Below are 24,002 nucleotides of genomic sequence, written 5' to 3' on the forward strand. Positions count from 1 at the left end.
TTAAAGAGCAATCGCGTCTTTTAATAAGGCTTCCAATTCACCCTGCTGGTAGAGTTCGGCAATAATATCAGACCCCCCGATTAATTCACCTTTTACATAAAGCTGTGGGAAGGTTGGCCAATCGGCATACTGAGGCAGCGCTTGACGGATGTCAGGATTGGCAAGTACATCGACATAAGCAAAATCAACACCACACGCATCAATGCACTGGACGGCACGGGCGGAAAAACCGCATTGAGGCATTTTAGGCGTGCCCTTCATATATAACAATATCGCATTTTCAGCAATTTGTTGTTTGATTTTATCAATGGTATCCACAAAGTCACCTACATTTTTGAAAATTAAAAAAACACCGCCAATTATGGCGAAAATAAGACCAGTTAGCAACTGGGGTCAGCCCTTACCCGCATTGAATATGTTGAACATCCTGCTACACTTACTACTCAAAAATAAAACTGGAGAAGACTCATGGCATTCAGCTTACCCCCCTTACCTTATAGCCTTGAAGCATTAGCACCCACCATATCCAAAGAAACCCTGGAATATCATTATGGCAAACATCACAATGCTTATGTGACCAATCTCAACAAATTAATTGCAGGAACCGAATTCGAGCAGTTGAGCCTTGAAGACATTATTAAACAATCATCCGGGGGCATTTTTAATAATGCGGCTCAGGTATGGAACCACACCTTCTACTGGCATTGTTTAAGCCCCAACGGCGGCGGCGAACCAAAAGGGCGTCTTGCCGATCTGATTAATAAAAAATTTGGTTCCTTTTCCGCTTTTAAAGAACAATTCAGCCAAGCTGCTATTACCACTTTCGGTTCAGGCTGGGCCTGGCTCGTGCAGGACAAGGACGGCGAACTTAAAATCACCAGTACCAGCAATGCCAACACCCCGATGACTGAAGGCTTAAATGCCTTGCTGACCTGTGATGTCTGGGAGCATGCCTATTACATCGATTACCGCAATGCCCGTCCTGACTATGTCAGCGCATTCTGGAATCTGGTGAATTGGCAATTTGTAGAAGATAACCTGCAATAATATTGCAGGTTTAACCGCCTGATGATTAATAAGGAGTTTTAATGGCACTAATTACGAGTTATAACCCGCTGCCGATTACATTTACCCATGGCGAAGGTATCTGGCTTTATGATGAAGAAGGCAAGGCCTATCTTGATGGCTTAAGCGGCATTGCGGTCTGCGGTTTGGGACATGCTCATCCCGACGTCACTAAAACCATTCAAACTCAGGCGGCTAAACTGCTGCACACGTCCAATGCCTTTCATATCAGGGAACAGGAATTACTCGCCGCAAAATTAACAGCGCTTACCGGCATGGAGCAAGTCTTTTTTGCCAATTCAGGTGCCGAAGCCAATGAAGCCGCCATTAAACTGACGCGCCTGTATGGGCATAAAAAAGGTATTGAGACGCCATCCATTATTGTAATGGAGCGTGCTTTCCATGGCCGCACCATGGCCACCCTCACCGCTTCCGGCAGCCGCAAGGTGCAGGCCGGTTTTGAGCCGCTGGTACCCGGCTTTATTCGCGCACCGTTTAATGATCTGGAAGCCTTGCATACCATTGCGGCCAATCGAGACGATGTCGTCGCTATTATGCTTGAACCGATTCAAGGTGAAGGTGGTATTTTTGCCGCCGATGACTCTTATTTGCGGGCAGTGGAACAACTTTGCCATCAACACGACTGGCTGCTCATCCTTGATGAAATCCAAACCGGTAACGGCCGTACCGGCAAACTGTTTGCCTACATGCACACCAATATCCGCCCGGATATCGTCACAACAGCCAAGGGCCTGGCCAATGGCGTCCCCATCAGCGCCTGCTTAATGAGCCATCGTGCCTGCAATCTCTTCAAACCGGGCAATCATGGTTCAACCTTCGGCGGCAATCCGTTAGCCTGTGCGACGGCGCTGACTGTTCTTGACGTGATTGAGCGCGACAAGCTATGCGAAAAGGCCGCGAGTAACGGCAACGTCCTAAAAGAAAAACTCATGCGTGAACTCAACGATCATCCTGCGGTACGTGCCATTCGGGGACGCGGTCTTATGTTAGGCATCGAGCTCGATAGACCGGCGAATGACGCCCGGGGCATTGGTCTTAAGCATGGCGTCCTGTTTAATGTCACCGCCGAAAACGTTATCCGTTTGCTGCCGCCTTTAATTATCAGTGAAAGCGAAATTGAACAACTGGTTTCCCGTGTCTCAAAAACCATCCATGAATTCATCGCCTCAAAGGCAAAAGAAGTCAGCTAAATCAATCCCGGCGCTGCTATGGGGCCGGGTTGTCACGTGAGATTAAATACCTGCCCAGGTTGAACAAAACCGCAAAAACCCTCGCGCTCTGCGTCAGGTAGTGGCCCGTCATTGTAATGATATAACCACATTTTGCTTTTTATATCGGCATCCAGTTGCCTAAGCTCAACAAAATTGGCGTGAACCCCGCTTAAATACGAGGACGTTTCGCAATCATGAAAAATAATGTCAGCCTGACGGTAGTAGGGCAGAAGGCTGGGCACATTAAATTTCGTGTCAGTCGTTAGCAAGGCCTTGCTTCCCTCCCCCTGAATGAGCACACCATAGCTGGGTTTGAGCACCCCATTGGAAATCATGTGCACGGTTTTAACCAGCGTCAACGTAATGCCTTCCCAAACAACAGGAGTATTATCCGGCATGGCGATGACATTAAAATAACTGGAAAGTGTGGCTTCTTCTGTTTTCAAGGTTGCCATACCGCCTTTCAGGCGATGTTCCCATAAGGCATCAACCAGGTGCTCATGGAGCAGCAACTCAGGCTTCGGCAAATCGGTAGTGAATTTACGCTTAAATCCCAGCCATTCAAGGCCGCCGCAGTGATCCCCGTGCAGATGGCTGATGTAAACAGCATCAATATCCTTTGCGGTATAGTTTGCATGCGCCAAGGAAAAACGAATATCAGTGCCGCAATCAATTAACAGTGTTTTACCTGTATCCATAATGAGCAGCATATTGGAATGGAAATTACCGGGATTCTCCGACAATCCATTGGCTGTACCCAAAAATAATAATTTCATGCTCAGTCCTATTTATGCGTATGCACAAAAACCCCATCCCAATCCGCCGGTAAATCCTGGGTGCGCAGGTGCATAATCCGTTGGATATAAAGTTCATACAGATACCTATCAGGATAGCATGTCCGCAACGCCTCAAATGCGGTTAAGGCCTCTGCCCAGCGCTGCTGATAAAAATAATGCAGTGCCTCCTCATAGTGTTGTAATTGCGCCAGTAAGCCAGCATCCGCTTCCTGCTGATAACCCAATGGCTCATAAATAGCCACAGGTTGCTGCCGACCTTTCACGGTTACCTTATCAATCATCTGCCACACAAAATCATCCTGAGAGGCCCTCGTTGCTTCACTCACTAAAATATCCACACGGTAAAATTTGGTGAGTTGCTCAAGCCGCGAGGCTAAATTCACGGTGTCGCCAATCACCGTATAGGCTCGTCGAAACTCCGACCCCATATCCCCAACATCCATCTTGCCGGTGGAAATGCCGATGCCCAGTTTAATTTCAGGAAAAGTGACCTGTCCATGATGGATAATTGTCGGTAATGTGGTTTTGATCGCCAAGGCCGCCGCCACGGCATGGAACGCATGGCGCTCATCATGCAGAGGAGCTCCCCAAAAGGCCATGACCATATCACCCACATACTTGTCGATGGTGCCCTGATGCTCAAAAATAATGCGCGTCATGGGAGTAAACAATGCATTTAACAACCATTTGACGGTACTGGCATCCAGGCTTTCGCTGATGGCAGTAAAATTGCGGATATCGGAAAATAACACCGACATGTCCCGCGTTTCTCCCTCCATGCTGAACTGCTCAGCCGCATTGGTCATTTCCTCGATGTGCGAGGGAGGAACATACTGGCCAAACAAGCGCTTGATCTTGTTTTTTTGCCGCCGTTCATACACAAATTCATAAAGAAAATTGACCAATACCAGCAATAAAAGCAGCAGGCAGAAGCTGGCCACCGAAAAATACAGGTTTTTATAAATAAACAACAAAAAGGAACCCAGTAGAAAAGCTGCGGTCAGGAAAAGATAAAGAATGATAAGCCACACCGGTCCAAGAAAAGGCAGCACCAGAGTGAGCACACCCCCAAGGAGCGACATTTCCAATAGCTTTATGCCCTGGTTCGCATGGTGGATGGTTGGGATTTGCTGATTCAGGATTGCCGCAATCACATTGGCATTGATCTCCACCCCGGGGAACGTCTCGGAAACTGGCGTGGGGTGGCGATCGGAAAGAAGAATAGTGGACGAACCGACAATGACAATGGCCCCGGCCAATTCCTCAGCGGGTACTTTTTTGTCGAGAATATCGGCAATGGAGTAATAGGGAAGTGAGCCTGGCTCACCAAAAAAAGGAATGAGGATTTGTCCTGACGGGTTCAAGGGAATCACCGTTCCACCGACATTAAGCCCCGTTAAAATAGCCTTCCCTTCACCATTTTGCCGAGTTAAAACTGATACATGATCCACCAGCAGGTAGCGCATAACCACAGCCAGACTCAAACTTGGGTAGAGCTTGTTTTCAAAGCCGGCAACTAAAAGGCCGTGTCTCACCAACCCATCAGCATCGGGAAAATTGGAAACAAAGCCGCCAAAACGAGCCGCCTCCATGAATGGTTTAAGGCTTGATTGATAGCCTTGAAACTGAATAACGGACAACTGATCAGATTGTATAGCCGCTTGCTTTTCGTCGACTAATCCCGGGGGAAGCGCGCCTTTGTTGAGTTTAGCCTGATAAAACAAATACCCAAGAACCGTTTCATGGTTTTGCATGGCTTTGGCAAACAGTAAGTCATTGTCAACAGCCGGTGCCAGTTTATCCAGCGTATCAATCAAGGGTTGCCAGGAATTGGCCGAAGGCAAATGAAGCACTTTGTCTTTTAAACCCAGTGCGTAATTGATTTCGGGCTCGGAAAAAACAACATCAAAGGCGACAATGATGACGCCATACTCTTTTAAACGGTCAATTAACTGGGCAAAAATAGCCCGAGGCCATGGCCAGCGGCCTTTTTGGGCTACAGAATAGTCATCAATATCGGCAATCACCACGCGAGGAAAATGAGGCACTGGCCTTAAGCTGTTCCTCACCAGAATATCATAAACATAGTTATCCAATCTGTTCAAAAAATGGCTTGATGCAACAAGACGAAATTGTTCCAGACCGAGACTGGCAATTAACACAAGAAAACCGGCCAGAATTTGCAATCGTTTGGCTTTGAAAGCAGCCTTAACATCCATATCCAGTCACTTTCATGCTAGTTCCTGCAAGATGCGCTACAACCAACGATTGCTCACTCGTTGGTTATCCTATGTTCATTTTCACTGACAAGGTCGACTGGTTGCTGTGGTAAACGCTGCCGCGCTGGAAGTACTGTTGTTCCAAACGGAAAACATACTGTTTGTAATTGAACGCGATACCACCGCCCACTTTATAACCATTCATATCCAGGTTAAACTCCGGGACAGGTCCCAGAATCACGCCTGTCAATGCCGGTCGACTGTTGGAAAAATCAAGAACCTGTAATAACCCACCCTCAACAAAGGGTTGAACGCTGTCATTGATTTTATAACCGAGCTCTGCATTTTCCTGCAAATAAGACACTTTATTGGTTAACGAAGGAACTCCCTGCGTTGCTGGATCAAAGGCAAAATGAATCGTGTAGGGATCCTGGTCCACTTCCGTGCGAAGGGCACGCAGATTGGCGTTAAATACAAACTCCTTCCAGGTATGGGTAAACAGGGCAGAGACGCTGGCAAACCAGTTTTTACTGATGGCGTTGGCATAGCCGTTTTTCTGCTGGAATTCAAAGCGCGTGCTGGTATTGTAGCTCAAGCTGTTTTGACCATAACCGCCGGCCAAATCAAAAAATAAATGTTGCATCAGACGCGTCAGTACATGGGCGTAAATGCTGTTGTTACGAATCGATTGCGAGGAAGACACCAGCGGCAGGGAAAGCAGTTGCAGCTGAGAACTCAGTTCCGTATCCAGTTTATAAATAAAAAAACCACCGGAAATGCGCTGGTTGAATTGAAAATTATTCCCGCCGACGCCATACAGGTTGGAATGGCCATTAAACCGGTTAAAGGTCAGTAATTTGGAAGAATCAAATTTAAAATCCTGGTAACTGTATGCCGCACCCAAATCATACCGGCTTACAGAAGGACCATTGTCCAATGAAGCATCATCTTCGTTGCTTTGGCCTGTGCCGGCAGCCGCCATCAAAGGGAACAGCAGACAGGCATAGCATAACCACTTATTCTTATTCATAGCTACTCCATGCAGGTTACTTGGCCCTAAAAAGGCTGCCAGTTTGGCATCAGGCCCCTGTTAACCTAAAATTATAATGCTTTTTATTCAGCAGAATCGAGCAAAATTATTATTAAATCATTCCTTGCAACTAGGTAGCAAAGAATGGCGGAAAATCAGGCGTTATCGTTAATGTTGGCCCAAGCGGTGACTCTACCGCTGTATCGATCACGTTACTTGGAACCAATTGACCAATCACATCAATCGCCATTAAAGCCGGCTCCACTTTAGAGGCTGCACTGACGACCCAACCCAAGGCGCCCCAGGAGATGTACCCGGGAGTCACTTGGCCTGAAACGCAGTCGTACGTGGCGCTTTTGTATTTTTCCTTAGGCCCCAATCGGGTGTCACCCATGGTTACCTGTCCCTGATAAACCTGGGTGGCAACGCGTGTGGCTTTGAGATTCCTATTGTTTTTGCATCGTTTTTCTGATGTTGGCGATTTTACCACCATTGCCCGATAAGAGGTACCAGAAATTGCCAGAGCAATCACCGGGGTCTTTAAAATAGCTTTTTTCTGGCTCTTGGTCGTGGACTCCACACCCCCGCTTTTTAAATTCGCCTGGCTTTGAATTCCCTTACTCTGCGGTGTGTAGCTGGTAATCTCATAAGTCGAATTGGGTTGCAGGGCAACCAGGGTCCCGTTGCTGTAGCGAATCTGGGCCTGGGCATTGGCGCCGGTCACAATGGTATCACCCACATAAAAGGAAGCGCCGCGTGTTAACGGCAATTTTTGGTTATTGCGCTCAACCGTCACCTGATTGCTGGCAAACAGAACAGTGCCGATAGCCTGCTGTGCGTAAGCAGCGAAGGCCTGACCCAATAAGCAAAAAAAGAGCAATTTTTTCATGTGAGTGTGTCCCTGAATTCCCTCATAAGTTAGCAATCGTACTCTGCCTTATTACACATCGTCAACCGCATTACAGGGAATCATTGGCCAGCAGGCGATTTGCATAAAACAGGCGCTTGGCAATTATTTTGACAATTCCCTTATGGAACGCGGCAGCCAGTTCCGGCTGTTCCTCCGTCATTTTACCAAGACTTTCAGCAGTAAAGCGATAGGCCAGACACTCATGGGCCGCCACGACTGACGCCGTACGGGGCTGGTTTAAATAGAAAGCCATTTCGCCGACGATGGTGCCGGCAAGCAGGCGTCGCAATCGTTTTTCTCTTGCTGTGCCATAGCCTAAAATGATTTCCAGTTCACCCTGGGCTATCCAAAACAGTTCCCGTGTTTCCTCGCCTTCTTCACAGACAATACTTCCCCGGCTGAAAACCAGCCGCTCCCCATAAGACAACAAATCATCTATTTGTTTGATTTCAGGAAAACTTAAGTTGAAAAGCGATTTATAATCATCCTGCTTCCCCGCCTGGTATTTCCGCATCAACGCGTTTTCACACCATTCAAGTGCATGATCAAGATCCGCGAATTTTTTATAGGGCAGTTTTTTGTGTTCGGTTGCAGCAAACCGCTGGATTTCCTGTTCAATCACTCGGGGAAGATGAGTAAACAGAACCCTAACGTGCTGTTTCTGGGCATAATTGAGCAAATTAATGAAGCTTAAAGCACCCGATACCTCAATTCCGGTGACCTGGTTAAAATTAATGATTAAATAATCACAAGGCAGGCCCTTATCCAGCTGTTTGCGAATGCGATTGAGGATGTCATAGGCATTGCCAAAAAAGAGATAGCCCCGGACATTGACAATCAGAATTTTGTTGCCGTGTTGTTCCAGTAAAAGCTTGTCGGCCTCGTTGCGTTCAACATGGCTGTGCAATACATCCGCGGACAGCATGGAAGACACCACCGGAATACGACTATAACGGAAAAAGAAGATGGCTAACGACAGGAGCAGGCCGATAACGATACCGGTCAGCAACCCCAGGAACACAATGGTTGCCATAATCATCAGCACGATGAGGTAATCCAGCCAGGAAATTTTCTTTTTGATGGTGACCAACCATTCCAGCAAAAAATCAAAAGCGACATAAAGCAGCAGCGCGCTGAAAATAAATTTGGGCAATAAGGTCAGCCATTCTGCCCCGGCTATCAGTAACAACAGGCAGAAAATACCGGCCAGGATACCCACCGCGCGTTGACCCAGACGAAAATGAAGATTGGTTTTGGAGAAAGACAGTATATGATACCCCCCCAACCCGCCACCCAAGCCAATTAAACCATTGGCGAGGCCATTGCATTTTAATTCACGGTTAATGTCCATGTTTTCGCGGCTGCTTATTTCAAAACTGGATATATTAAGCAGCATGCTGATCATGCCGAGCACGGCCAGAGCAAAATAATCAGCCATGTGATTAAAAAGCAGGTGCCATTGCACCTGCTGATTAAGCGTTTTTCCACTGGGCCACAACGGGAGTTGGCCCTCTGGGAAAGGCCCCAGCATTAAACCCGCTTTTTTAGCGTCACCCAGTGAAAAACCCTGAAACAATAAATAGAGATAAAACCCGAGAAAACTTAAAATAACCATGGCCGGGAACACCCGGCTGCTGGCCAGCAGCCGCTCAAGGATGAGGATGCTGCCGCCCAGTGCTGCCGGTAAAATCCAGAGCGCCAGCGTTGATTCCTGAGTGAGCGCTTTAAACATACTCAGGGTGGAGTGGCCGCCGACAATGGATTGCAAGGTACTGACGAGGAGCAGCCATCCAGTCCCGGCCAGAAAGCCGCCGATGACCGGGTAGGGGATATAACGAACCAGCTTTCCAAGCCTGAAAACCCCTAATCCATACATGGTCAACCCTAACAGCAGGGACATAATGACAATCGCCATCATCACGGTCGGCAGCGGATCAATTCCACTGTCCAGTTTCAGCAATTCCTGGGCAAGGGATGCGGCCACCAGAGCAGTGATAATAGCAAAAATATCCTGCGAGGCAGCAATGGTGTATCGGGAAGAACTAAACCAGGCCATGAGTATCAACAGAATACCCGATCCCAATAAACCGGCGGAAATCCCATACAAGAGATCAGAGGATAACGAACCGCTGAAAATTAACGAGGCATAGGACAGGCAATCCACGGCCACCAGAGTGCCCAGGAGCAATCCTGCAAACACGGTAGTGATTGCACTGGTTTTAGAGGTATTCATTAATATCGATACTTGAGCGTTTACCCAGGTGGATAAAGTTTTCCTTTAACCAATCATCAGCCAAATGACGTCCCTGGTCAAACAGGTGCAGAATAAATTCCCAATCGGTATTTAATTTACTGGCCACTGAATAATTTTCCATGGCTTTATCCGCCCGTATGGCATGCATGTAGACTCGCTTCATGGTTTTGGCATACTCATCCTTAATCCAGCCTTCATCCAGCATTTTGCTGACAAAGGCGACCGCCCGCATTTCACGCATCAGCGAGGAATTAAAACTCACTTCATTCATGCGATTGATTATTTCCGAGGCCTTTTGGGGAATTTTTTCACGCTGAATGGGATTGATATGAATTATCAGAATATCGTTGTGGTGGGACTCATATATGAGAGGAAACAGCGCTGGATTGCCCATATACCCGCCATCCCAGTAATAATCATCCTGAACCTGGACGGCCTGAAAAAGAAAAGGCAGGCAGGAGGAAGCCATCACGGCATCAAGGCTGATTTCCCCATTTTGAAAGACTTTGATCTTGCCGGTTTTTACATTCGTCGCACAAATAAACAGCCGCAGCATGCGGCTTTGACTAATCTGTTTAAAATCAACCAGGGATTGCACGATGTCGCGCAAAGGATTGATATTGGCGGGGTTGAATTCATAGGGGGAGAATAATTTGGTCATCATGTCAAACAGGAAATAGCCTTGGGAGAATTCAGGCGTAATCCCCATCCATTGTTCAAGCCAGGTCACTTTGACCGGGCTAAAAAAAGCGCCGGCGTCGCTTATTTTTTTCCAGAAATGGGCTAACAGGGCACGGGCTTCGTCAGGTCCTCCATTGGCCATCCCCTGCGCCAGGATGACGGCATTCATCGCCCCCGCACTGGTCGCTGAGATACAATCCATGGCAATGCTCCCATCTTCAAGAAGCCTGTCCAATATTCCCCAGGCCAGGGCGCCATGCGTGCCGCCGCCCTGCAAGGCCAAATTGATTGTTTTTGCGTGTTTAGCCATAACCATTCCCTAGTTTCAATTAGCATAGGCAGACTTGATCACAGCGTCAAGTCAAGGCATTCCTGTGACTTGCTAATACCAGTGAGCAACCTTTACACTAAAACTTCGCATGGACATGAAAGGATTCACCATGAAATACGATAACCGCGATCCCTTAAAAAGCCTCGAGAACCTTCGCAAGCAGGTATTGCCGCAATGCCTGGATTTGAAGCAATTGTCCGATGAGGAACGCAAGGCGGTCGATGAAAGCCCGCTCGCACCGTTTCTCTCGTCTGTAACAGATAAATCAAACCAGCATGGGCTTTTTAAGAGCGCCATACTGCCCATTAAGGATATTTTGCTGCTGCTTCAAGACAGCGTCCAGGGCAAATTCAACGATTACCTGCAGGAAGCACTCAACAATGCTGAAATTGAAGTGACTATTAAACCGCAAAATCCTGCTGATAACGATAGCCGCAAATCCCTGGAAATCAAAATCCATGTGGTGGCCACCGCCATCGATCATTATGCCAATCTGCTGGCCATGGTTTTAGGGAATAAAACCCTGACAGATGAAGACACAAAAACCCTGCATCAGGCTCATCAAACGCTAAGTAACGCGACAGGCTATTTGCGCGTTATTGAAATAAAGTATGAACTGATGCGATTACGAGCCTTTTGCAATCGCTTCATTGATGAGCATCGTTTTACGTGTTGCGGGCTCTTTCAGGCCTGTTCATCCTGGCGCTCATCACAATACAATGCCTTATTGCAATGGTTTGAAGAGCTAACCACCCAACCCTTATCCGAGTATGAGTTAGTGGGAGGAATTTATTGCATCAGGACCCAACTCGTCTTGGTCTCAAATAAAACCGAGCGCCATGCCTTTCGCGATGGATTGGATAATCTTTTAAAGAAATACCATTACCCGCTCCATACGGATGAGCACCATTATGACTACCTGCGTCCTTTTGTGAGCCGCGGACCGCTGTTGAAGATCCCGTTACCCGCGCATTTCCACTACCCCACTCAGGAAATCGTTATGGATCTAACCCTGTAAGCCACTTAGACGCTGGCGGATAGCTTCATAAAGAGAAATGCCTGTAGCCACTGACACATTTAAACTGTCGACACTGCCCAGCATGGGCAGTGAGAAAAGTCCGTCGCAATGTTCACGGGTTAACCGCCTGAGGCCATCACCTTCCGCGCCCATGACCAGCGCGATGGACGAGCGGCAATCGAGTTGATAAAGGCTTTCAGTCGCTTCACCCGCAGCACCATAAATCCAGACGCCTTCCTGTTTGATGATTTCCATTGCCCGAACCAAATTGGTCACCCGCACCAGCGGCACCGATTCCGCCGCCCCACAGGCAACTTTGCTGACTACAGGTGTGATGCTGGCACTTTTATCTTTGGGAATCATGACAAAATTAACCCCGGCTGCATCGGCTGAGCGTAAACAGGCGCCGAGATTATGCGGATCGGTAATGCCGTCTAAAATCAGAATAAGCACTGGTGATTGGCCTGCTGCCAATAATTCTTTCAAATCACTTTCATTAAAATCGCGCATGGGGGCCGCTTCTGCAACAACCCCCTGATGGGTAAAGGCTGAAAAGCGTTGATTCATGGTCTGCTGGTTGACTTTTTCCACCACAACATGGCGGCGTTCCGCCAATTCCAGAATAGCCTGTATTTTCTGATCCAGGCGCTCCTGATTGACGTAAAGTTTTTTAGTGGTTCGATACGGATTGCTCAGCAATGCCTTAACGGCATGCAGGCCGTAAACATATTGCTCACTCATGATTATTCTCTGACTCAACCGGCTCAAAATCAATTTTCCGTTCATCGAGATCCACGCGCGCCACCAACACCTTCATCTTGTCACCAAGGCGGTAGACATGCCCGCCGCGCTCACCGACAAGACGGTGTTTGACAGCATCAAAGGCATAATAATCATTGCGCAGCGAGGTCACATGGACCAGGCCTTCGACGTAGATTTCATCGAGTTCCACAAAAATGCCAAAGCCCGTGACCGCAGAAATAGTGCCCTGAAATACCTGCCCCAATTTATCCTGCATGTATTCACATTTTAACCAGGCCACTACTTCGCGCGTGGCTTCATCCGCCCGCCGCTCGGTGGCGGAACAATGCCGCCCCAGTCGATTCATGTCATCCTCGCTGTAAATGAATTGATCGGCAGCGTGATTATCGATGAGGTGGCCGATAGCACGGTGGATTAATAAATCCGGATAGCGGCGAATAGGAGAAGTAAAATGGGTATAGGCGGAATAAGCCAGACCAAAATGGCCATCGTTGCTCTCATGGTATTGTGCCTGTTTAAGCGAACGCAGCATGACGGTTTCAATCAGATGTTTTTCCGGCCTGTTGTCAATCATACCCATGGTTTTTTGGAAATCTTTGGGGTGCGGCTTTTTACCCCCGCCCAAGGTCAGGCCCAGTTCGCCCAGAAACTGGCGCAGCGCCAGAATCTTGTCTTCTTCAGGCACCGGGTGAACCCGATACAGGACAGAAATGGACGCTTTCTCGAGAAAGCGTGCCACCGCAACGTTAGCCGCCAGCATGCATTCTTCAATCAATCGATGCGCATCGTTCCTTATTACCGGCAGAATACGCTGAATTTTGCGGTTGTCATCGAATTCAATGCGGGTTTCGGTGGTATCAAAATCAATGGCGCCGCGGATTTTACGCGCCTTGTGTAGTACGTGATACAACTCGTAGAGAGAACTTAGCATCGGTTGCAGAGACTGGTATTGCGGATCGATGGTATTGCTTTCCATCCACTGCCCAACCTGGGTATACGTCAGCCTCGCCTGAGAATGAAATACCGCACGATAAAAACGGCTGCGGGTAATTTTTCCTTCGGCGCTGATGGACATTTCAGCGACCATGCAGAGCCTGTCTACCTTGGGATTGAGCGAGCATATGCCATTCGACAAGGCCTCTGGCAGCATTGGCACCACCTTGCCTGGAAAATACACCGAGTTGCCGCGATTCGCCGCCTCTTTATCCAGGGCTGAATCCTTGGATACATAATGGCTGACATCCGCAATCGCCACATACAGTTGGTAGCCTTTTCCTTTTTTGTAGCAATAGACCGCGTCGTCAAAATCTTTGGCATCTTCCCCATCGATGGTCACGAAGGGTAAATCCCGTAAATCAGTGCGGCCTTTTAAATCGGCTTCCTGGACCTGCATGGGGATTTTAGCCACTTCGGTCAGCACGTCTTCCGGCCAGGCAGCTGGAATGCCATGCGCATGAATAGCCACTTCAATTTCCATCCCCGGCGCCATGTGCTCGCCAAGGATGTGAATAATTTTCCCTATCGGCTGGTTGCGTTTGGTGGGAAAGGCGATGATTTCAGCCAACACAATCTGGCCGTTACGGGCGCCTGCCGCAAATTCAATGGGAATCGAAATATCCTGGGTCAGACGTTTGTTGTCAGGAATTAAAAACCCAACGCCGTGTTCGGTAAAAAATCGGCCGACAACATTGGCGTTGGCGTGTTCGACCACTTCATGAATCTTAGCTTCCGGCCGGCCGCGGCGATCCACGCCGCTCTGGTAAGCAAGCACCACATCGCCATGCATGACTTCGCGCATGTCCTTGGCCGAAACAACCATGTCGTCACTGCCGTCATCCGGGATAAAAAAGCCATAGCCATCAGGATGACCCTGAATCGTCCCGCGTTGCAGATTGATGCGCCCGAGCAGGCAGTAGCGGCCGCGCCGATCCTGCATGATCTGCCCATCCCGTACCATGGCCTTTAGGCGGAAACCCAGGGCCTCCTGTTCCTGCTCCTCGATTTCCAGTTTGTCGATTAACTGATTTCGAGACATGGGACGCCCGTATTCTTCCAGTACCTGCATAATCCATTCACGGCTTGGAATGGGCAGCTTGTATTTTTCCTTTTCCCTCTTATAGTGGGGATCTTTGCGTTTCTTACTCACAGTCACCTGTCTTTAAACTGATTCCCTACAGTCTATCACTGATTAGGAGGAAGGCGGTAATCCAAATCCATTCCCACCCAAATGCGTTAATAATGCTGCAAGCGTCATGTCTTCACCCGCCCAATAGGTACCGCTCGATTGCGCAGGCATGGTCACAGCCGACCATTGGCAGACAGCAATCGCGCCGGTGCAGGGGATTTGCTGCTCATGTCCCGGCTTCGATTCGATACAGCTTAGTTCAAAGGATTCCTTATCCAGCGCCAGAGCCGACCATTTATCGCTTTGTAAACGGCTGCTCCACCCAGCGCTTGCCCCTGGATCCGAAACGGGGTGGGTAATCCAGAGATCATTTTTTGATAAATTATGAATCAGAATCAGCAGCGGCTTTTTAGCCGACAACATCACTGACTCCCCCTGCACCGCCACCGGTTGGCAAGATGCAGGCGTTTTGTCTTCTGCGTTCACCGCAGCTGAAACCAGCATAAATAAAGCCAATAGATACTTCATGAATAACTCCTCATCGATACGCTTGAAAATTTGCATGTAAGCTAACTTGGCAATCCGGTACAAGTAAAGTAGTCTTGAGTAAAAAATTCAGGAAATTAAGCGTGGGATTCTTTGCAAGGCTGTTTTTATTGTTACTCTGTGTCAATTTGCATGCCCAAACCATCCGTGTGGGCACTGGCTTGTATGCGCCCCCGTTTGAGATGCAAGCCGACAATAAGAAGAACCTGTATGGTTTTGATATTGAACTCATGCAGGCCATCTGCCAGCGGGCAGGCTGGCAATGCCAATTTAAAGGGATGCTTTTTGAACAACTGTTCATTGAACTGAAAGACAATACCATTGATTTGGCCATCAGTGCCATCAGCATAACCAGCGAACGGCAGAAAAATTTCCTGTTCAGCCTGCCTTACATGGCGAGTGGCGGCCAGTTTTTGACTAAAAGTCAATCGCCCATCAACACCATTCTGGATATCCGCAACCAGCGCGTCGGCATTGAACGCGGCACGGTCTTTAAACAGATGCTTCAGGCGCAATACCAGGATGCCATTACCATCACCGACTATGCGACTCAGCAGGATGTATTGAACGCCTTAAGCAATGATGATGTCGATGCCGTGTTGATTGATACCGGCGCGGCTCAGTACTGGGTAGCCAATAACAGCGGCTTGTTCAAAGCCATCGGCGACAGTTTGCCCGTTGGCCTCGGCTATGGCATCATGGCCAACCCAAACCGCCGCGATTTAATTGAAACTGTCAACAAGCAATTACTGGCCATGGAAAACGATGGCGACTACCTGAAGCTGTACTCGCGTTATTTTGGAACCCTGAGTTTGTAATTCTATAAAAGTACAACCTCAGTTAAGTCATGGTACACTTAAATCTTTTGCCAGGGTCCGACTTCATGAATACCTTAATCGAGTCAATTGAACAACTTCATCGTAACCGCATTATTGAGTGGAAACAGCAGGGTATCAACACCCGTGAGCAAGGCTTTTTAGGCCTGGTGGAACAAAACCACGCCTTTAATTATCAGCTGTGGCATGCGGAAGATCGGGCCCGGCGTGAGGACATGGGCTTTGAATTTGTGTACCAAGCCAAACGTGAAATTGATTATTGCAACCAACAGCGTAATGATCGCATGGAGGCTATGGATCAATGGCTTTATCAGCAATTGCAACCCGCAGCGCCGGATGCCTGCCCGGTGCATTCTGAAACACCCGGTATGATGATAGACAGACTCTCCATTCTGGCGTTAAAGGCATACCATATGCAGATACAGGCTGAGCGTACGGATGTCGAGGAATCACACCGCCAAACCTGCCAACGTAAATTACAGACCATTCATGCGCAGCAACATCAATTAATGGCCTGCTTAAGCCAATTGCTGGATGAGGTTAAAACGAAACAGCGAACGTTCAGGGTCTATCACCAATTCAAAATGTATAATGATCCTAGTTTAAACCCGGAGATTTATCAGCATCAAAATTAGACTGTTCGGATGTGGTACGGCGAGGGATGGCGATGGGTTTGGATTGGGGGGGAGAGAAAAAGCCGGGCCAGGACGAGGTAAGACCAGAACGGGAACCAAATTTTTGCACCGGCGCATTTGGCTCCCGTTTCGACGAATCGGGCGATGAAGCCTTCATGCCGGGCGCCTGTTCCCTGTCTAATTCATCGTCCTCATTAATCAGTAACAGCGAGGCAGTATTTTCCTCCGTTTCTGTCTCCTTGATTAAAGGCATTTGATCAAGCGGCGGACGTCCAAAGCCGCGTGCCAACGCCCTCAATGCCAGGACGACGGCATAAAGCAGGGACATGACGGCGCTCACGCCAAGCATCACTGGCGTATCCTGATAATGGCCCTTGTCATTCATTTCCTGCAGGGGATTCATGGAATAATCCACCGCTTTGGAGCCTTTCCCTAACCCTGAAAAGAAAGAGCGAACAACTTCAAACCATTCCTGAAAAAAGTACTGAGGCGAATAATCCATGGTCAAGCCACGGTGAATGGCACTTTTCACTTCCTCATCGACATTCATGTCCTGGGCGGCATTTTTAATGTCTTTAATCTTTTCCAGCATCTCGGCGAGCGGCTCATAGGGCTTCTCGCGTTGCTGAAGCGTTTGATGATGGCGCCAGTTCTGAATCAGGGAATGACTGATAAAACCAATCAATAAGGCCATACCGAGGCTTGCTCCCAGGATTAACAGCAACGGCGGGAAAGGGACAGAGGCAAGGATAAAAACAGTGCCCAGCGTAAATAAAATACTGGTTACAGCGCTAAACGCTGCCAGGCCATTTTTAGCCCCGGCTAAAAATGCGGACGTATAGGACAGGGTCAGCAAGGATTGTAATTCATCACGCTTGTCTTCAAATTCCTGTTTAATTTGATGGATTTGAGCAGAAAGCCGGGTGCGTTTTTCTTCCAGTTCCTCAATCGCCTGCCGTGTTGCCTCTGTAGGGGCAAATTTTGACAATTCAAGGGAAATCTGTTGCAGTTCAGTCAGTAAATCAATAACTTCCTGCCCGTGTTCCTTGCTGTAAAGCGCGAATTCAACTTTCGCCTGGGCTATCAACAGTTTCTTTTGAAAATCGTATTCCTCGTAAATACGGGTCGCCACACAAACGAGCGAGAAAACCATGCAAAAAACGGAGAGGGTAACAAAAACCGGCCAGGAAGTCGGGGCCAAAAAGAGGATACCAACATACAGGTAGAGGCTATCGATAACACCCCCTAACGCCGCCGAGAACAAGGCAGCACGGCGGGTATTGATGGTCTGGCGCTGTATTTTTTCCCTTATTAGCTGACATTCTTCCTTACTTAAGGATTCAGCGTTTTGAATCTCCTCCAGCAAAAGCTTGTTGTTTTTCATCATGTCTTTACGCTGGTTCAGCATATACCGGAACCACAAGCGGTTGGCTATGGCAATGCCGCCAAGCGCCAAAGCCAGAGGCAACATGAGAAAATTAAGGTTGGTCGCGCCCAGTACATTCAGCATCTGAATAGTACTGCGCACCCCTTTGTAAGCGTTTTTCAAGCCTTTCATGGTATCGCGGCAATAAGGCCAGACCACCGCGATGAAACGCTTCAATTTGTCGGGGTTGTCATCAAAATGGGTAGCCAGCATGGCAAAAACGATGAGGGTAATGGATTCTGTTGCGGCGACAGCGATACCGGCAGGAGACACCAGCCATTCGTGCATGACATCCGAAGAGGATCGGTCACTGTTGGTTAAGACCACATCAAAAAAGTACTTGAGCGTACTATAGGAAAGATTCCAGCCGTCGAGACAAGCATAAGCCCGGTATATTATACCGTTCGCATGTAACCATTTAGCCATTAACCGGCTTTGCGCATCCATTCTGCCAGCAATCAGATAAACCGTTTCATCCGGATCGTTTTGGGTATTAGCAGTATTGGGATTGACCTCGGTCATGCTTAATCTTGTCTGTGCATTGCCAAAGATGCGCGCATTCTACCGAAACCCTGCACTTTTGACAAGAAAATTTGCACAATGACTCAAAAAAAGTCAAAATTAGCGAGGCCATTGCGTATGGTAACACAAAAAAAATCAATATTCATAATTACTTTTTATTTTCATGCACCCAATGACTGGCTTGCCAAACCGCAAAAAATTGAGTATAAAGAGAATTGTTTGCCAATTATTTAATCAAACCACATGTTAATAAGCCATTTATCCTATTCGACGCCCCCTTCCAAGGCGCTACAGCGCCGCGACCTCCATGACCTTATTGTCTTAAGCATTCCTTACGTGGTGAATGTGGCCGCTTAGGCCATTTACTTCCCAACCATTTCAGACTGCCCATTTTAACCCTGTTGAGGAATCGCTTTTATGTCGCACTATAAATCCATTTTTGTCTATGGCTTTGCCATTTTTGCCATGTTTTTTGGCTCAGGTAACCTGGTGTTCCCCCTGCAAATAGGCCATGCCGCAGGCGGTAGTTGGTTATATGGTTTTTTTGGATTATTACTGACCGGTATTTTTTTGCCCTTAGCCGGGTTGTTTGTGATTAAATTACATCACGGCGATTACCGTGCTTTTTTTAATGGCGCTGGAAAACTGGCAGGCGGGTTGCTGCCGCTGTTGATGTTGGCCTTACTCGGTTCATTTGGAGTCGTGCCGCGTTGCATCACTGTCGCTTATGGCAGCATGAGTTATTTAATGCCTGCTATTCATCTGCTGCCCTTTAGCCTATTCTTTTGCTTCATTACCTTTCTTTGTTGTCTTGATGATCGCATCATGGTAAAAATTCTCGGCAAATGGATGAGTCCGATATTAATAATAACCTTGCTCATTCTCATTGGTATGGCGGTTATCCAGTCCCCGGACACTTCAGAGGCCATTAAACCGTCCCAATCGCTGACGAATGGCTTTCTGACCGGGTATCAAACCATGGATTTGTTTGCTGCTTTCTTTTTCTCTGCCTTAATCTTTAATCAGATCCAGCAGCAATATCCTGAAGCTGGCCAGAAAGAAATCATACGTTTTGCCATCAAACCCAGTCTGCTCGGTGCCAGCCTTCTAGCCCTGGTGTACCTGGGTTTTGTCTACATGGGCGCTCATTACCAGACGTTGCTTGAACACGTTAAACCGGAACTGATGTTACCGGCGATCGCGGCCAACACCCTGGGCAGCAAGGCCACCCTGCTCATGGGTATCGCCATGTTTTTCTCCTGCCTGACGACGGCAGTTGCACTGAATAATCTCTTCGCTCGTTATCTGCATTCTTCCCTGAAACTGGATGAGCGCCGCTTTCCACTGCTCCTTGCCGGCACCACCCTGACGTCGTTTATTGTCTCCCTGCTCGATTTCAGAGGCATAGCCGCATTTTTAGCGCCAGTCCTTGAGTTGACTTATCCAGGCGTGATTGCCCTGACTTTACTTGGTCTTGTACTACGCAAAAAGCCCGCCTTGAAAGGGCTCGCCTTTTACAGCATGACATTGATAACCTTATTGATAACCGGGCTTTCACTCGTGCGCTAATCAGGTACTATTCATGGTAATTCATTGATCATACAATCCGAATGCGGGCACAGTTATAGCAGGTAAATGCCTGACTGCTGCCCAAAGCCATTGCTGTCCATATCAATGGCATAAGCAACACCTAAACGGATATCACATGAGCAACGAAGTACAGCAATGTAAAAACCAGGACCTATGGGCTAAAGCTCGGACAGAGCGATTGCGGGAAGCCAGCCAGCGTGTGAGTGAGGCCTTTAAGGGGTTGAGTGAGGCCAAAGGAAAGCGCGTTCGCCAGACAGCCATTCACGATAGACTCCGTGAGGAACATCGAAAAGCACAGAGGAACGCTGATCATGAATTTGACCCGCTCATTAACAAAAAGCAACAACAGCTGTCACAGGCAGAAAAAGAACTGCAATCTTTAAATTCGGAAATAGAAACATTAGCGTTGCAGATTAAAAACCGCAAAACCTGCCTGATGACAGGAAAAAAGCGTTTAAGCGCATTCCATACGCTTTTAAGCAACGATAAAGGGCTCTATATTCCAACCCAAATTCCTGCGCAGGAATTACAAATGTACCTGGAATGCACCGATTCAACCATCACCGCAGCCATTGACAGTATCTATGACAATCAGCGCCAGGGTCATGCTTATTTTGGTTTCAACCGTCACAATCTTCACCAGCACTGGCTTTATTACACAACCTTTTTCCAACCCACCGAGGCCGAAGAAGCACTTTTTGATCTGTTGGGCTACCTTAATGAAAAATTGAAATGGATTGATCAGGAATTAGCAGCCTGTAACGAAGACACAGCGCTTAAACAGGACGCCAGCGATGAACACCCCAGGGGCTCCCCTTTTCTGCCCGCACACAATCTCTGGACCATGAAGCAGGAAGAACAGCGACTGCTTAGGGAAAGGGAAGAAATCAGCAAAACCCATAAAACGATACTTGAAGAAAAGCAGGCGTTGCAGGCGCAGAAAGCCCAGGCCCTTGAACCATCCAGTCAAAACATGGAAGCCGCCGAAAAAAAACTGCTGCAAAGCCAATATACCGAGCAGCTCCATCATTGCCAACATGCCCAGGCACGACTGGCCTTAAATAGCCTAACCCTTGAATTGGGCCTGCTCGATGTCAAGGAAAAAACAGACCAACAACTTACGCAGTTTCAGCAATTAAAAGCAAACGATGCTAACGAAGCATTCCGGTGTTTTTTAAACATCGCCGAGCCTGAGGTAACGGCAGCCATTGATGCAGTGACTCGCATGACTACTCGGCCATCGTTTCATGAGCTCTCGCTCAATGAATTGACCGTCGCCATTGAACAGGAGCAGGTCCGGCAAGCAAACAATCTCAAAAGCCTGGTCGATTGCTGCCGCGATGTTGGCCCGGATCAACAACCCATCACACTTCAGAGTGACTTGCTGGAAGAGTTTACTCTTTTGCAGGAAAAGGCTATGCACCTGATAGCCTTAAAAAGGGAAAAAGCACAGCAGCTTAAGGCCATGTCTGATTACATGCGGCTGATGAAGCAGCGGCAACTGCTTGAACGGGTTTTAACTGGCTTGACCAGCAAAGAACACCCCCCCGGCCCCACACTTGCGCTCAGTGAACTGCAGCAGCAACAGAGGGCAACAACCCAGCTTCTTCAAGCCATGGAAAAACACGCTGACCCGGCTATTGTCTGTCAAGCGAAACACGTCAGTCAGGCTTTAGCCTCGCTTCAATCTCACCTTGAGCGTTACCAGACAAACGAGGATTTAGCGCAACTCAGTAAACAGCAGCAAAGGATTGAACAAGCGCTGCGAACAGTAAGCAATGAGCAGATCAGCAACAGCAATCCGGGTGAGCGCCTCAACGAATTAACGGCACTCGGCAAAGAGGCTGCCGCCGTGTTAGACGCCACGAAAAAAAACCAGGCAAAAGAAGTCATGGTCAAACAGGACGAGCTAAACACCCTGATTACTCAGCTCAAACCTCACTTGACACGTTATGAGGAAGAAAACGACAAGCGCGAAGCCCAAGCCCTTTTGGATGATTGCGACGCCTTAATGACCCGCTTTAATCAACATCACAACCGCATCGGTTTGTACAAGGCTTATGAAGATTTTTTTAGCAATGCCGCGATTCAACAGCTTTTAAAGCGGCTTAGGTCCAAAAAGAGTACACCGGTTGTCGATGCGTTATTATCCAGAATCAGCGCCATGGAAATGCAACGGGATATCATGGCACCTGAGACCGTGACAGCTCGTCGGCTATTTGGCGAAGCGCCCCCATCCCCGGTTTTACCCACCATTCCCCGTACTCCGGTAAGACATCAAGGGGTGGATGTGAGCCGCTATATGCAGCAACTCGATGATTATTTATTGGCGCGTTCCAGGACCTACTCTGTCAGGGATAAAATCAGTCAATGGGCCGGCACCTTGTTTGCCTGTAGCGGTTATCGAAGCGAGAAGGATAAGCGTAGCCGTTATATTTTTGACTTAAAGACTGAGTTTGACGCGTATCAAAAGGAACCGACGCTTACCCAGTACAATGCGCTCATTGCGCTTCTCGATCAAGGGATTAAGCATTTTTCACCGCGAGCACCGAAAGGCGCTCCCTATGCATTGAGCCTGCGCGCCAATTTAGAAACCATTAAACAGCAACTTCCCGCACCGGCAAACCCTGACCCTGGGTCGATGAAGACCATCGCTTAAACCCAAGGGGATAACTGGCCGCTAATCCAGTCAATCAAGGCCAGGATATCCTGCAATCGCCGAGGTTGCGTCCGTGGATCCGTACGGCTTAGGCAATCGAGCAAAGACGCCAGATTTAACAAATGGATAGACGTCTGCCATTGGTTTGGCAGGCGCCAAACGGTCTGTAGACCGCTAACAAACGAGGATGTCCATGAGGTCGGCATCGCATGAGCATAGCGCAACATGGTCGCCACATCCCAAAGCGGCGATCCGGCAAAGGCAAACTCCCAATCAAGAACGGCCGAAATTTGCCATTTCCCCTCTATTTCATCCACCAACAGGTTGGCAGGATCATAATCGCCATGAACGAGATGCGCTGTGTGGTCATCGGGCAGGCAAGCGGCGAAGCGGCTAAAACACGCGGCAATCACCGGCTTTTGTCCGGCAGGAAGCGTGGCCAGCACAACTGGATGAGTCAGGATCCTGGCCACAAATTCCGCAAGATCAGGGTTTTGAAGGCGTTTAATCCGCAATTCCCGGTCAAAAAACCCCGCAGTGTCGAAGCGATGAGCCTGTATTTTGCCCAGTAACACACCGGCTTGATAAAAAAGGGAATCGCCGTCTGCTTTTTCTTTGCCAAGCAAGGCCTCACGAAGGTTGATGCCCCGGCAATAATCAATTAACGCAAAATCGTACCCTGCCTCGGTACCGATAAACCGGCTTTGCGGGACCGGCAGTTGTGAGCCAAAACGGCCAGCCAATTGGTGCTCACGGCAGGCAGCCTCTTTATCACGCAGATAAACCCGCAAAACATAAATCGGATTCTCCTCCATTCGAATGAGTATAGACAGATTGGCGCATCCCCCGCCAAGCCTCTCCCATCGACAGCCGGTCTTTCCCGGCAAGGCCCGGGAGATCATCGCATCGATAACGGCATCCGGTAAGGCAACACATTGACCTGCCGTTTCCCAATTGGCTTTAAAAATCATGATGTTTCATGTCCACCCGCACAAGGGGCTGTTTTTTTGATTAAATTGCAAACAATTTTAGCTTAAAAAAATGACAATTACTCCCCCTGACGCAAGAATAATGATATAGTACGGCACTGATTTTATACGCAATTCCCTTACCGGAAATACAGGCAAATGCCTCTGAATGGTGAACATCAAACGCGCTTTTTTGGTCGGCGTTCTGTGCGTCATGCACTGCTTCATCGATTCCTGAATCGGATGGAAATCCGATTCGGCTCATAACGTGCGAAACGTTGGTCCTTTGCGGCCTAAAGATTTGCTTAAAAGCGTTTGCCTTGCCGGAACTGTGCGTAATTGCGCTAACCTGCTAGTATTAGCAGTCTTGTCGTCATTTATCGAAAGGTCAGGTTT

19 protein-coding genes are annotated in these 24,002 nt (G+C 48.3%); 7 read left to right on the plus strand and 12 right to left on the minus strand.

Annotation, left to right across the window (positions count from 1 at the left end):
• Positions 1–318 (minus strand): Grx4 family monothiol glutaredoxin, encoded by a 318-nt coding sequence (gene grxD, locus Lery_RS13760; RefSeq protein WP_058527985.1) that lies wholly within the window; start codon positions 316–318, stop codon positions 1–3.
• Between the two features lie 150 nt (positions 319–468).
• Here grxD and Lery_RS13765 point away from each other — a divergent pair, with 150 nt between their 5' ends.
• Positions 469–1,047 carry a superoxide dismutase gene (locus tag Lery_RS13765; protein ID WP_058527801.1) on the plus strand — a complete coding sequence of 193 codons (579 nt, stop codon included), beginning with the start codon at positions 469–471 and terminating at the stop codon, positions 1,045–1,047.
• A gap of 41 nt (positions 1,048–1,088) precedes the next feature.
• Positions 1,089–2,276, plus strand: a complete 1,188-nt coding sequence (locus tag Lery_RS13770) for an aspartate aminotransferase family protein (protein ID WP_058527802.1) — start codon at positions 1,089–1,091, stop codon at positions 2,274–2,276.
• A gap of 32 nt (positions 2,277–2,308) precedes the next feature.
• Here the strand turns inward: Lery_RS13770 and Lery_RS13775 are convergent, their stop codons facing one another.
• The 6 genes from Lery_RS13775 to Lery_RS13800 form a co-directional block, all read right to left on the minus strand.
• Positions 2,309–3,073, minus strand: a complete 765-nt coding sequence (locus Lery_RS13775; protein ID WP_058527803.1) for an MBL fold metallo-hydrolase — start codon at positions 3,071–3,073, stop codon at positions 2,309–2,311.
• A gap of 8 nt (positions 3,074–3,081) precedes the next feature.
• A complete protein-coding gene (locus Lery_RS13780; protein ID WP_058527804.1) occupies positions 3,082–5,313 on the minus strand; it encodes a CHASE2 domain-containing protein in 2,232 nt (743 codons plus the stop codon).
• 64 nt (positions 5,314–5,377) lie between these two features.
• A complete protein-coding gene (locus tag Lery_RS13785; protein WP_058527805.1) occupies positions 5,378–6,343 on the minus strand; it encodes a hypothetical protein in 966 nt (321 codons plus the stop codon).
• Positions 6,344–6,473: 130 nt separating this feature from the next.
• The gene (locus tag Lery_RS13790) at positions 6,474–7,232 is read right to left on the minus strand and encodes a FecR family protein (RefSeq protein WP_058527806.1); all 759 of its coding nucleotides are present in this window, start codon (positions 7,230–7,232) and stop codon (positions 6,474–6,476) included.
• A gap of 70 nt (positions 7,233–7,302) precedes the next feature.
• On the minus strand, positions 7,303–9,486 hold the full coding sequence (locus Lery_RS13795) for an SLC26A/SulP transporter family protein (RefSeq protein WP_058527807.1): 2,184 nt from the start codon (positions 9,484–9,486) through the stop codon (positions 7,303–7,305).
• A complete protein-coding gene (locus Lery_RS13800) occupies positions 9,473–10,498 on the minus strand; it encodes a patatin-like phospholipase family protein (protein WP_058527808.1) in 1,026 nt (341 codons plus the stop codon). The genes Lery_RS13795 and Lery_RS13800 overlap by 14 nt, the downstream gene beginning before the upstream one ends.
• A gap of 130 nt (positions 10,499–10,628) precedes the next feature.
• Here Lery_RS13800 and Lery_RS13805 point away from each other — a divergent pair, with 130 nt between their 5' ends.
• The gene (locus Lery_RS13805) at positions 10,629–11,537 is read left to right on the plus strand and encodes a hypothetical protein (protein ID WP_058527809.1); all 909 of its coding nucleotides are present in this window, start codon (positions 10,629–10,631) and stop codon (positions 11,535–11,537) included.
• Here Lery_RS13805 and rlmB read toward each other — a convergent pair.
• The 3 genes from rlmB to Lery_RS13820 are packed head-to-tail and all read right to left on the minus strand — an operon-like array spanning position 11,526 to position 14,952.
• Complete coding sequence (gene rlmB / locus Lery_RS13810; protein WP_058527810.1) at positions 11,526–12,278, minus strand: 23S rRNA (guanosine(2251)-2'-O)-methyltransferase RlmB; 753 nt, start codon at positions 12,276–12,278, stop codon at positions 11,526–11,528. The genes Lery_RS13805 and rlmB overlap by 12 nt on opposite strands.
• A complete protein-coding gene (gene rnr / locus Lery_RS13815; protein ID WP_058527811.1) occupies positions 12,271–14,445 on the minus strand; it encodes a ribonuclease R in 2,175 nt (724 codons plus the stop codon). Before rnr ends, rlmB begins: the two co-directional genes overlap by 8 nt.
• A 42-nt stretch (positions 14,446–14,487) precedes the next feature.
• Entirely contained in the window at positions 14,488–14,952 is a 465-nt protein-coding gene (locus Lery_RS13820) for a hypothetical protein (protein WP_058527812.1), read from the minus strand.
• A gap of 101 nt (positions 14,953–15,053) precedes the next feature.
• On the opposite strand from Lery_RS13820, the gene Lery_RS13825 reads away from it, so the two are divergent.
• Positions 15,054–15,788: a transporter substrate-binding domain-containing protein gene (locus Lery_RS13825; protein WP_058527813.1), complete on the plus strand. Its 735-nt coding sequence runs from the start codon at positions 15,054–15,056 to the stop codon at positions 15,786–15,788.
• A gap of 65 nt (positions 15,789–15,853) precedes the next feature.
• Positions 15,854–16,441, plus strand: a complete 588-nt coding sequence (locus Lery_RS13830) for a DUF4254 domain-containing protein (RefSeq protein WP_058527814.1) — start codon at positions 15,854–15,856, stop codon at positions 16,439–16,441.
• On the opposite strand, the gene Lery_RS13835 is transcribed toward Lery_RS13830, so the two are convergent.
• The gene (locus Lery_RS13835) at positions 16,404–18,389 is read right to left on the minus strand and encodes an AAA family ATPase (protein ID WP_058527815.1); all 1,986 of its coding nucleotides are present in this window, start codon (positions 18,387–18,389) and stop codon (positions 16,404–16,406) included. The genes Lery_RS13830 and Lery_RS13835 overlap by 38 nt on opposite strands.
• Before the next feature lie 417 nt (positions 18,390–18,806).
• On the opposite strand from Lery_RS13835, the gene Lery_RS13840 reads away from it, so the two are divergent.
• Both Lery_RS13840 and Lery_RS13845 read left to right on the plus strand, forming a co-directional pair.
• Complete coding sequence (locus Lery_RS13840) at positions 18,807–19,958, plus strand: branched-chain amino acid transport system II carrier protein (protein WP_058527816.1); 1,152 nt, start codon at positions 18,807–18,809, stop codon at positions 19,956–19,958.
• A 136-nt stretch (positions 19,959–20,094) separates the two neighbouring features.
• Positions 20,095–22,638: a hypothetical protein gene (locus Lery_RS13845; protein ID WP_058527817.1), complete on the plus strand. Its 2,544-nt coding sequence runs from the start codon at positions 20,095–20,097 to the stop codon at positions 22,636–22,638.
• Here Lery_RS13845 and Lery_RS13850 read toward each other — a convergent pair.
• Positions 22,635–23,609 (minus strand): phosphotransferase family protein, encoded by a 975-nt coding sequence (locus Lery_RS13850; protein ID WP_058527818.1) that lies wholly within the window; start codon positions 23,607–23,609, stop codon positions 22,635–22,637. The two genes, Lery_RS13845 and Lery_RS13850, sit on opposite strands and share 4 nt — an antisense overlap.
• Between the last annotated feature and the right edge of the window lie 393 nt (positions 23,610–24,002).

Origin of the sequence: Legionella erythra (assembly GCF_001467615.1) — a bacterium.
Lineage (GTDB): Bacteria > Pseudomonadota > Gammaproteobacteria > Legionellales > Legionellaceae > Legionella_C > Legionella_C erythra.

What these genes read in the sequence shown, in the direction of transcription:
- Lery_RS13765 (WP_058527801.1), top strand. Translation starts at nt 469, where the DNA reads ATGGCATTCAGCTTACCCCCCTTACCTTATAGCCTTGAAGCATTAGCA.
- Lery_RS13770 (WP_058527802.1), top strand. Translation starts at nt 1,089, where the DNA reads ATGGCACTAATTACGAGTTATAACCCGCTGCCGATTACATTTACCCAT.
- Lery_RS13775 (WP_058527803.1), bottom strand. Translation starts at nt 3,073, where the DNA reads ATGAAATTATTATTTTTGGGTACAGCCAATGGATTGTCGGAGAATCCC.
- Lery_RS13780 (WP_058527804.1), bottom strand. Translation starts at nt 5,313, where the DNA reads ATGGATGTTAAGGCTGCTTTCAAAGCCAAACGATTGCAAATTCTGGCC.
- Lery_RS13785 (WP_058527805.1), bottom strand. Translation starts at nt 6,343, where the DNA reads ATGAATAAGAATAAGTGGTTATGCTATGCCTGTCTGCTGTTCCCTTTG.
- Lery_RS13790 (WP_058527806.1), bottom strand. Translation starts at nt 7,232, where the DNA reads ATGAAAAAATTGCTCTTTTTTTGCTTATTGGGTCAGGCCTTCGCTGCT.
- Lery_RS13795 (WP_058527807.1), bottom strand. Translation starts at nt 9,486, where the DNA reads ATGAATACCTCTAAAACCAGTGCAATCACTACCGTGTTTGCAGGATTG.
- Lery_RS13800 (WP_058527808.1), bottom strand. Translation starts at nt 10,498, where the DNA reads ATGGCTAAACACGCAAAAACAATCAATTTGGCCTTGCAGGGCGGCGGC.
- Lery_RS13805 (WP_058527809.1), top strand. Translation starts at nt 10,629, where the DNA reads ATGAAATACGATAACCGCGATCCCTTAAAAAGCCTCGAGAACCTTCGC.
- rlmB (WP_058527810.1), bottom strand. Translation starts at nt 12,278, where the DNA reads ATGAGTGAGCAATATGTTTACGGCCTGCATGCCGTTAAGGCATTGCTG.
- Lery_RS13820 (WP_058527812.1), bottom strand. Translation starts at nt 14,952, where the DNA reads ATGAAGTATCTATTGGCTTTATTTATGCTGGTTTCAGCTGCGGTGAAC.
- Lery_RS13830 (WP_058527814.1), top strand. Translation starts at nt 15,854, where the DNA reads ATGAATACCTTAATCGAGTCAATTGAACAACTTCATCGTAACCGCATT.
- Lery_RS13835 (WP_058527815.1), bottom strand. Translation starts at nt 18,389, where the DNA reads ATGACCGAGGTCAATCCCAATACTGCTAATACCCAAAACGATCCGGAT.
- Lery_RS13840 (WP_058527816.1), top strand. Translation starts at nt 18,807, where the DNA reads ATGTCGCACTATAAATCCATTTTTGTCTATGGCTTTGCCATTTTTGCC.
- Lery_RS13845 (WP_058527817.1), top strand. Translation starts at nt 20,095, where the DNA reads ATGAGCAACGAAGTACAGCAATGTAAAAACCAGGACCTATGGGCTAAA.
- Lery_RS13850 (WP_058527818.1), bottom strand. Translation starts at nt 23,609, where the DNA reads ATGATTTTTAAAGCCAATTGGGAAACGGCAGGTCAATGTGTTGCCTTA.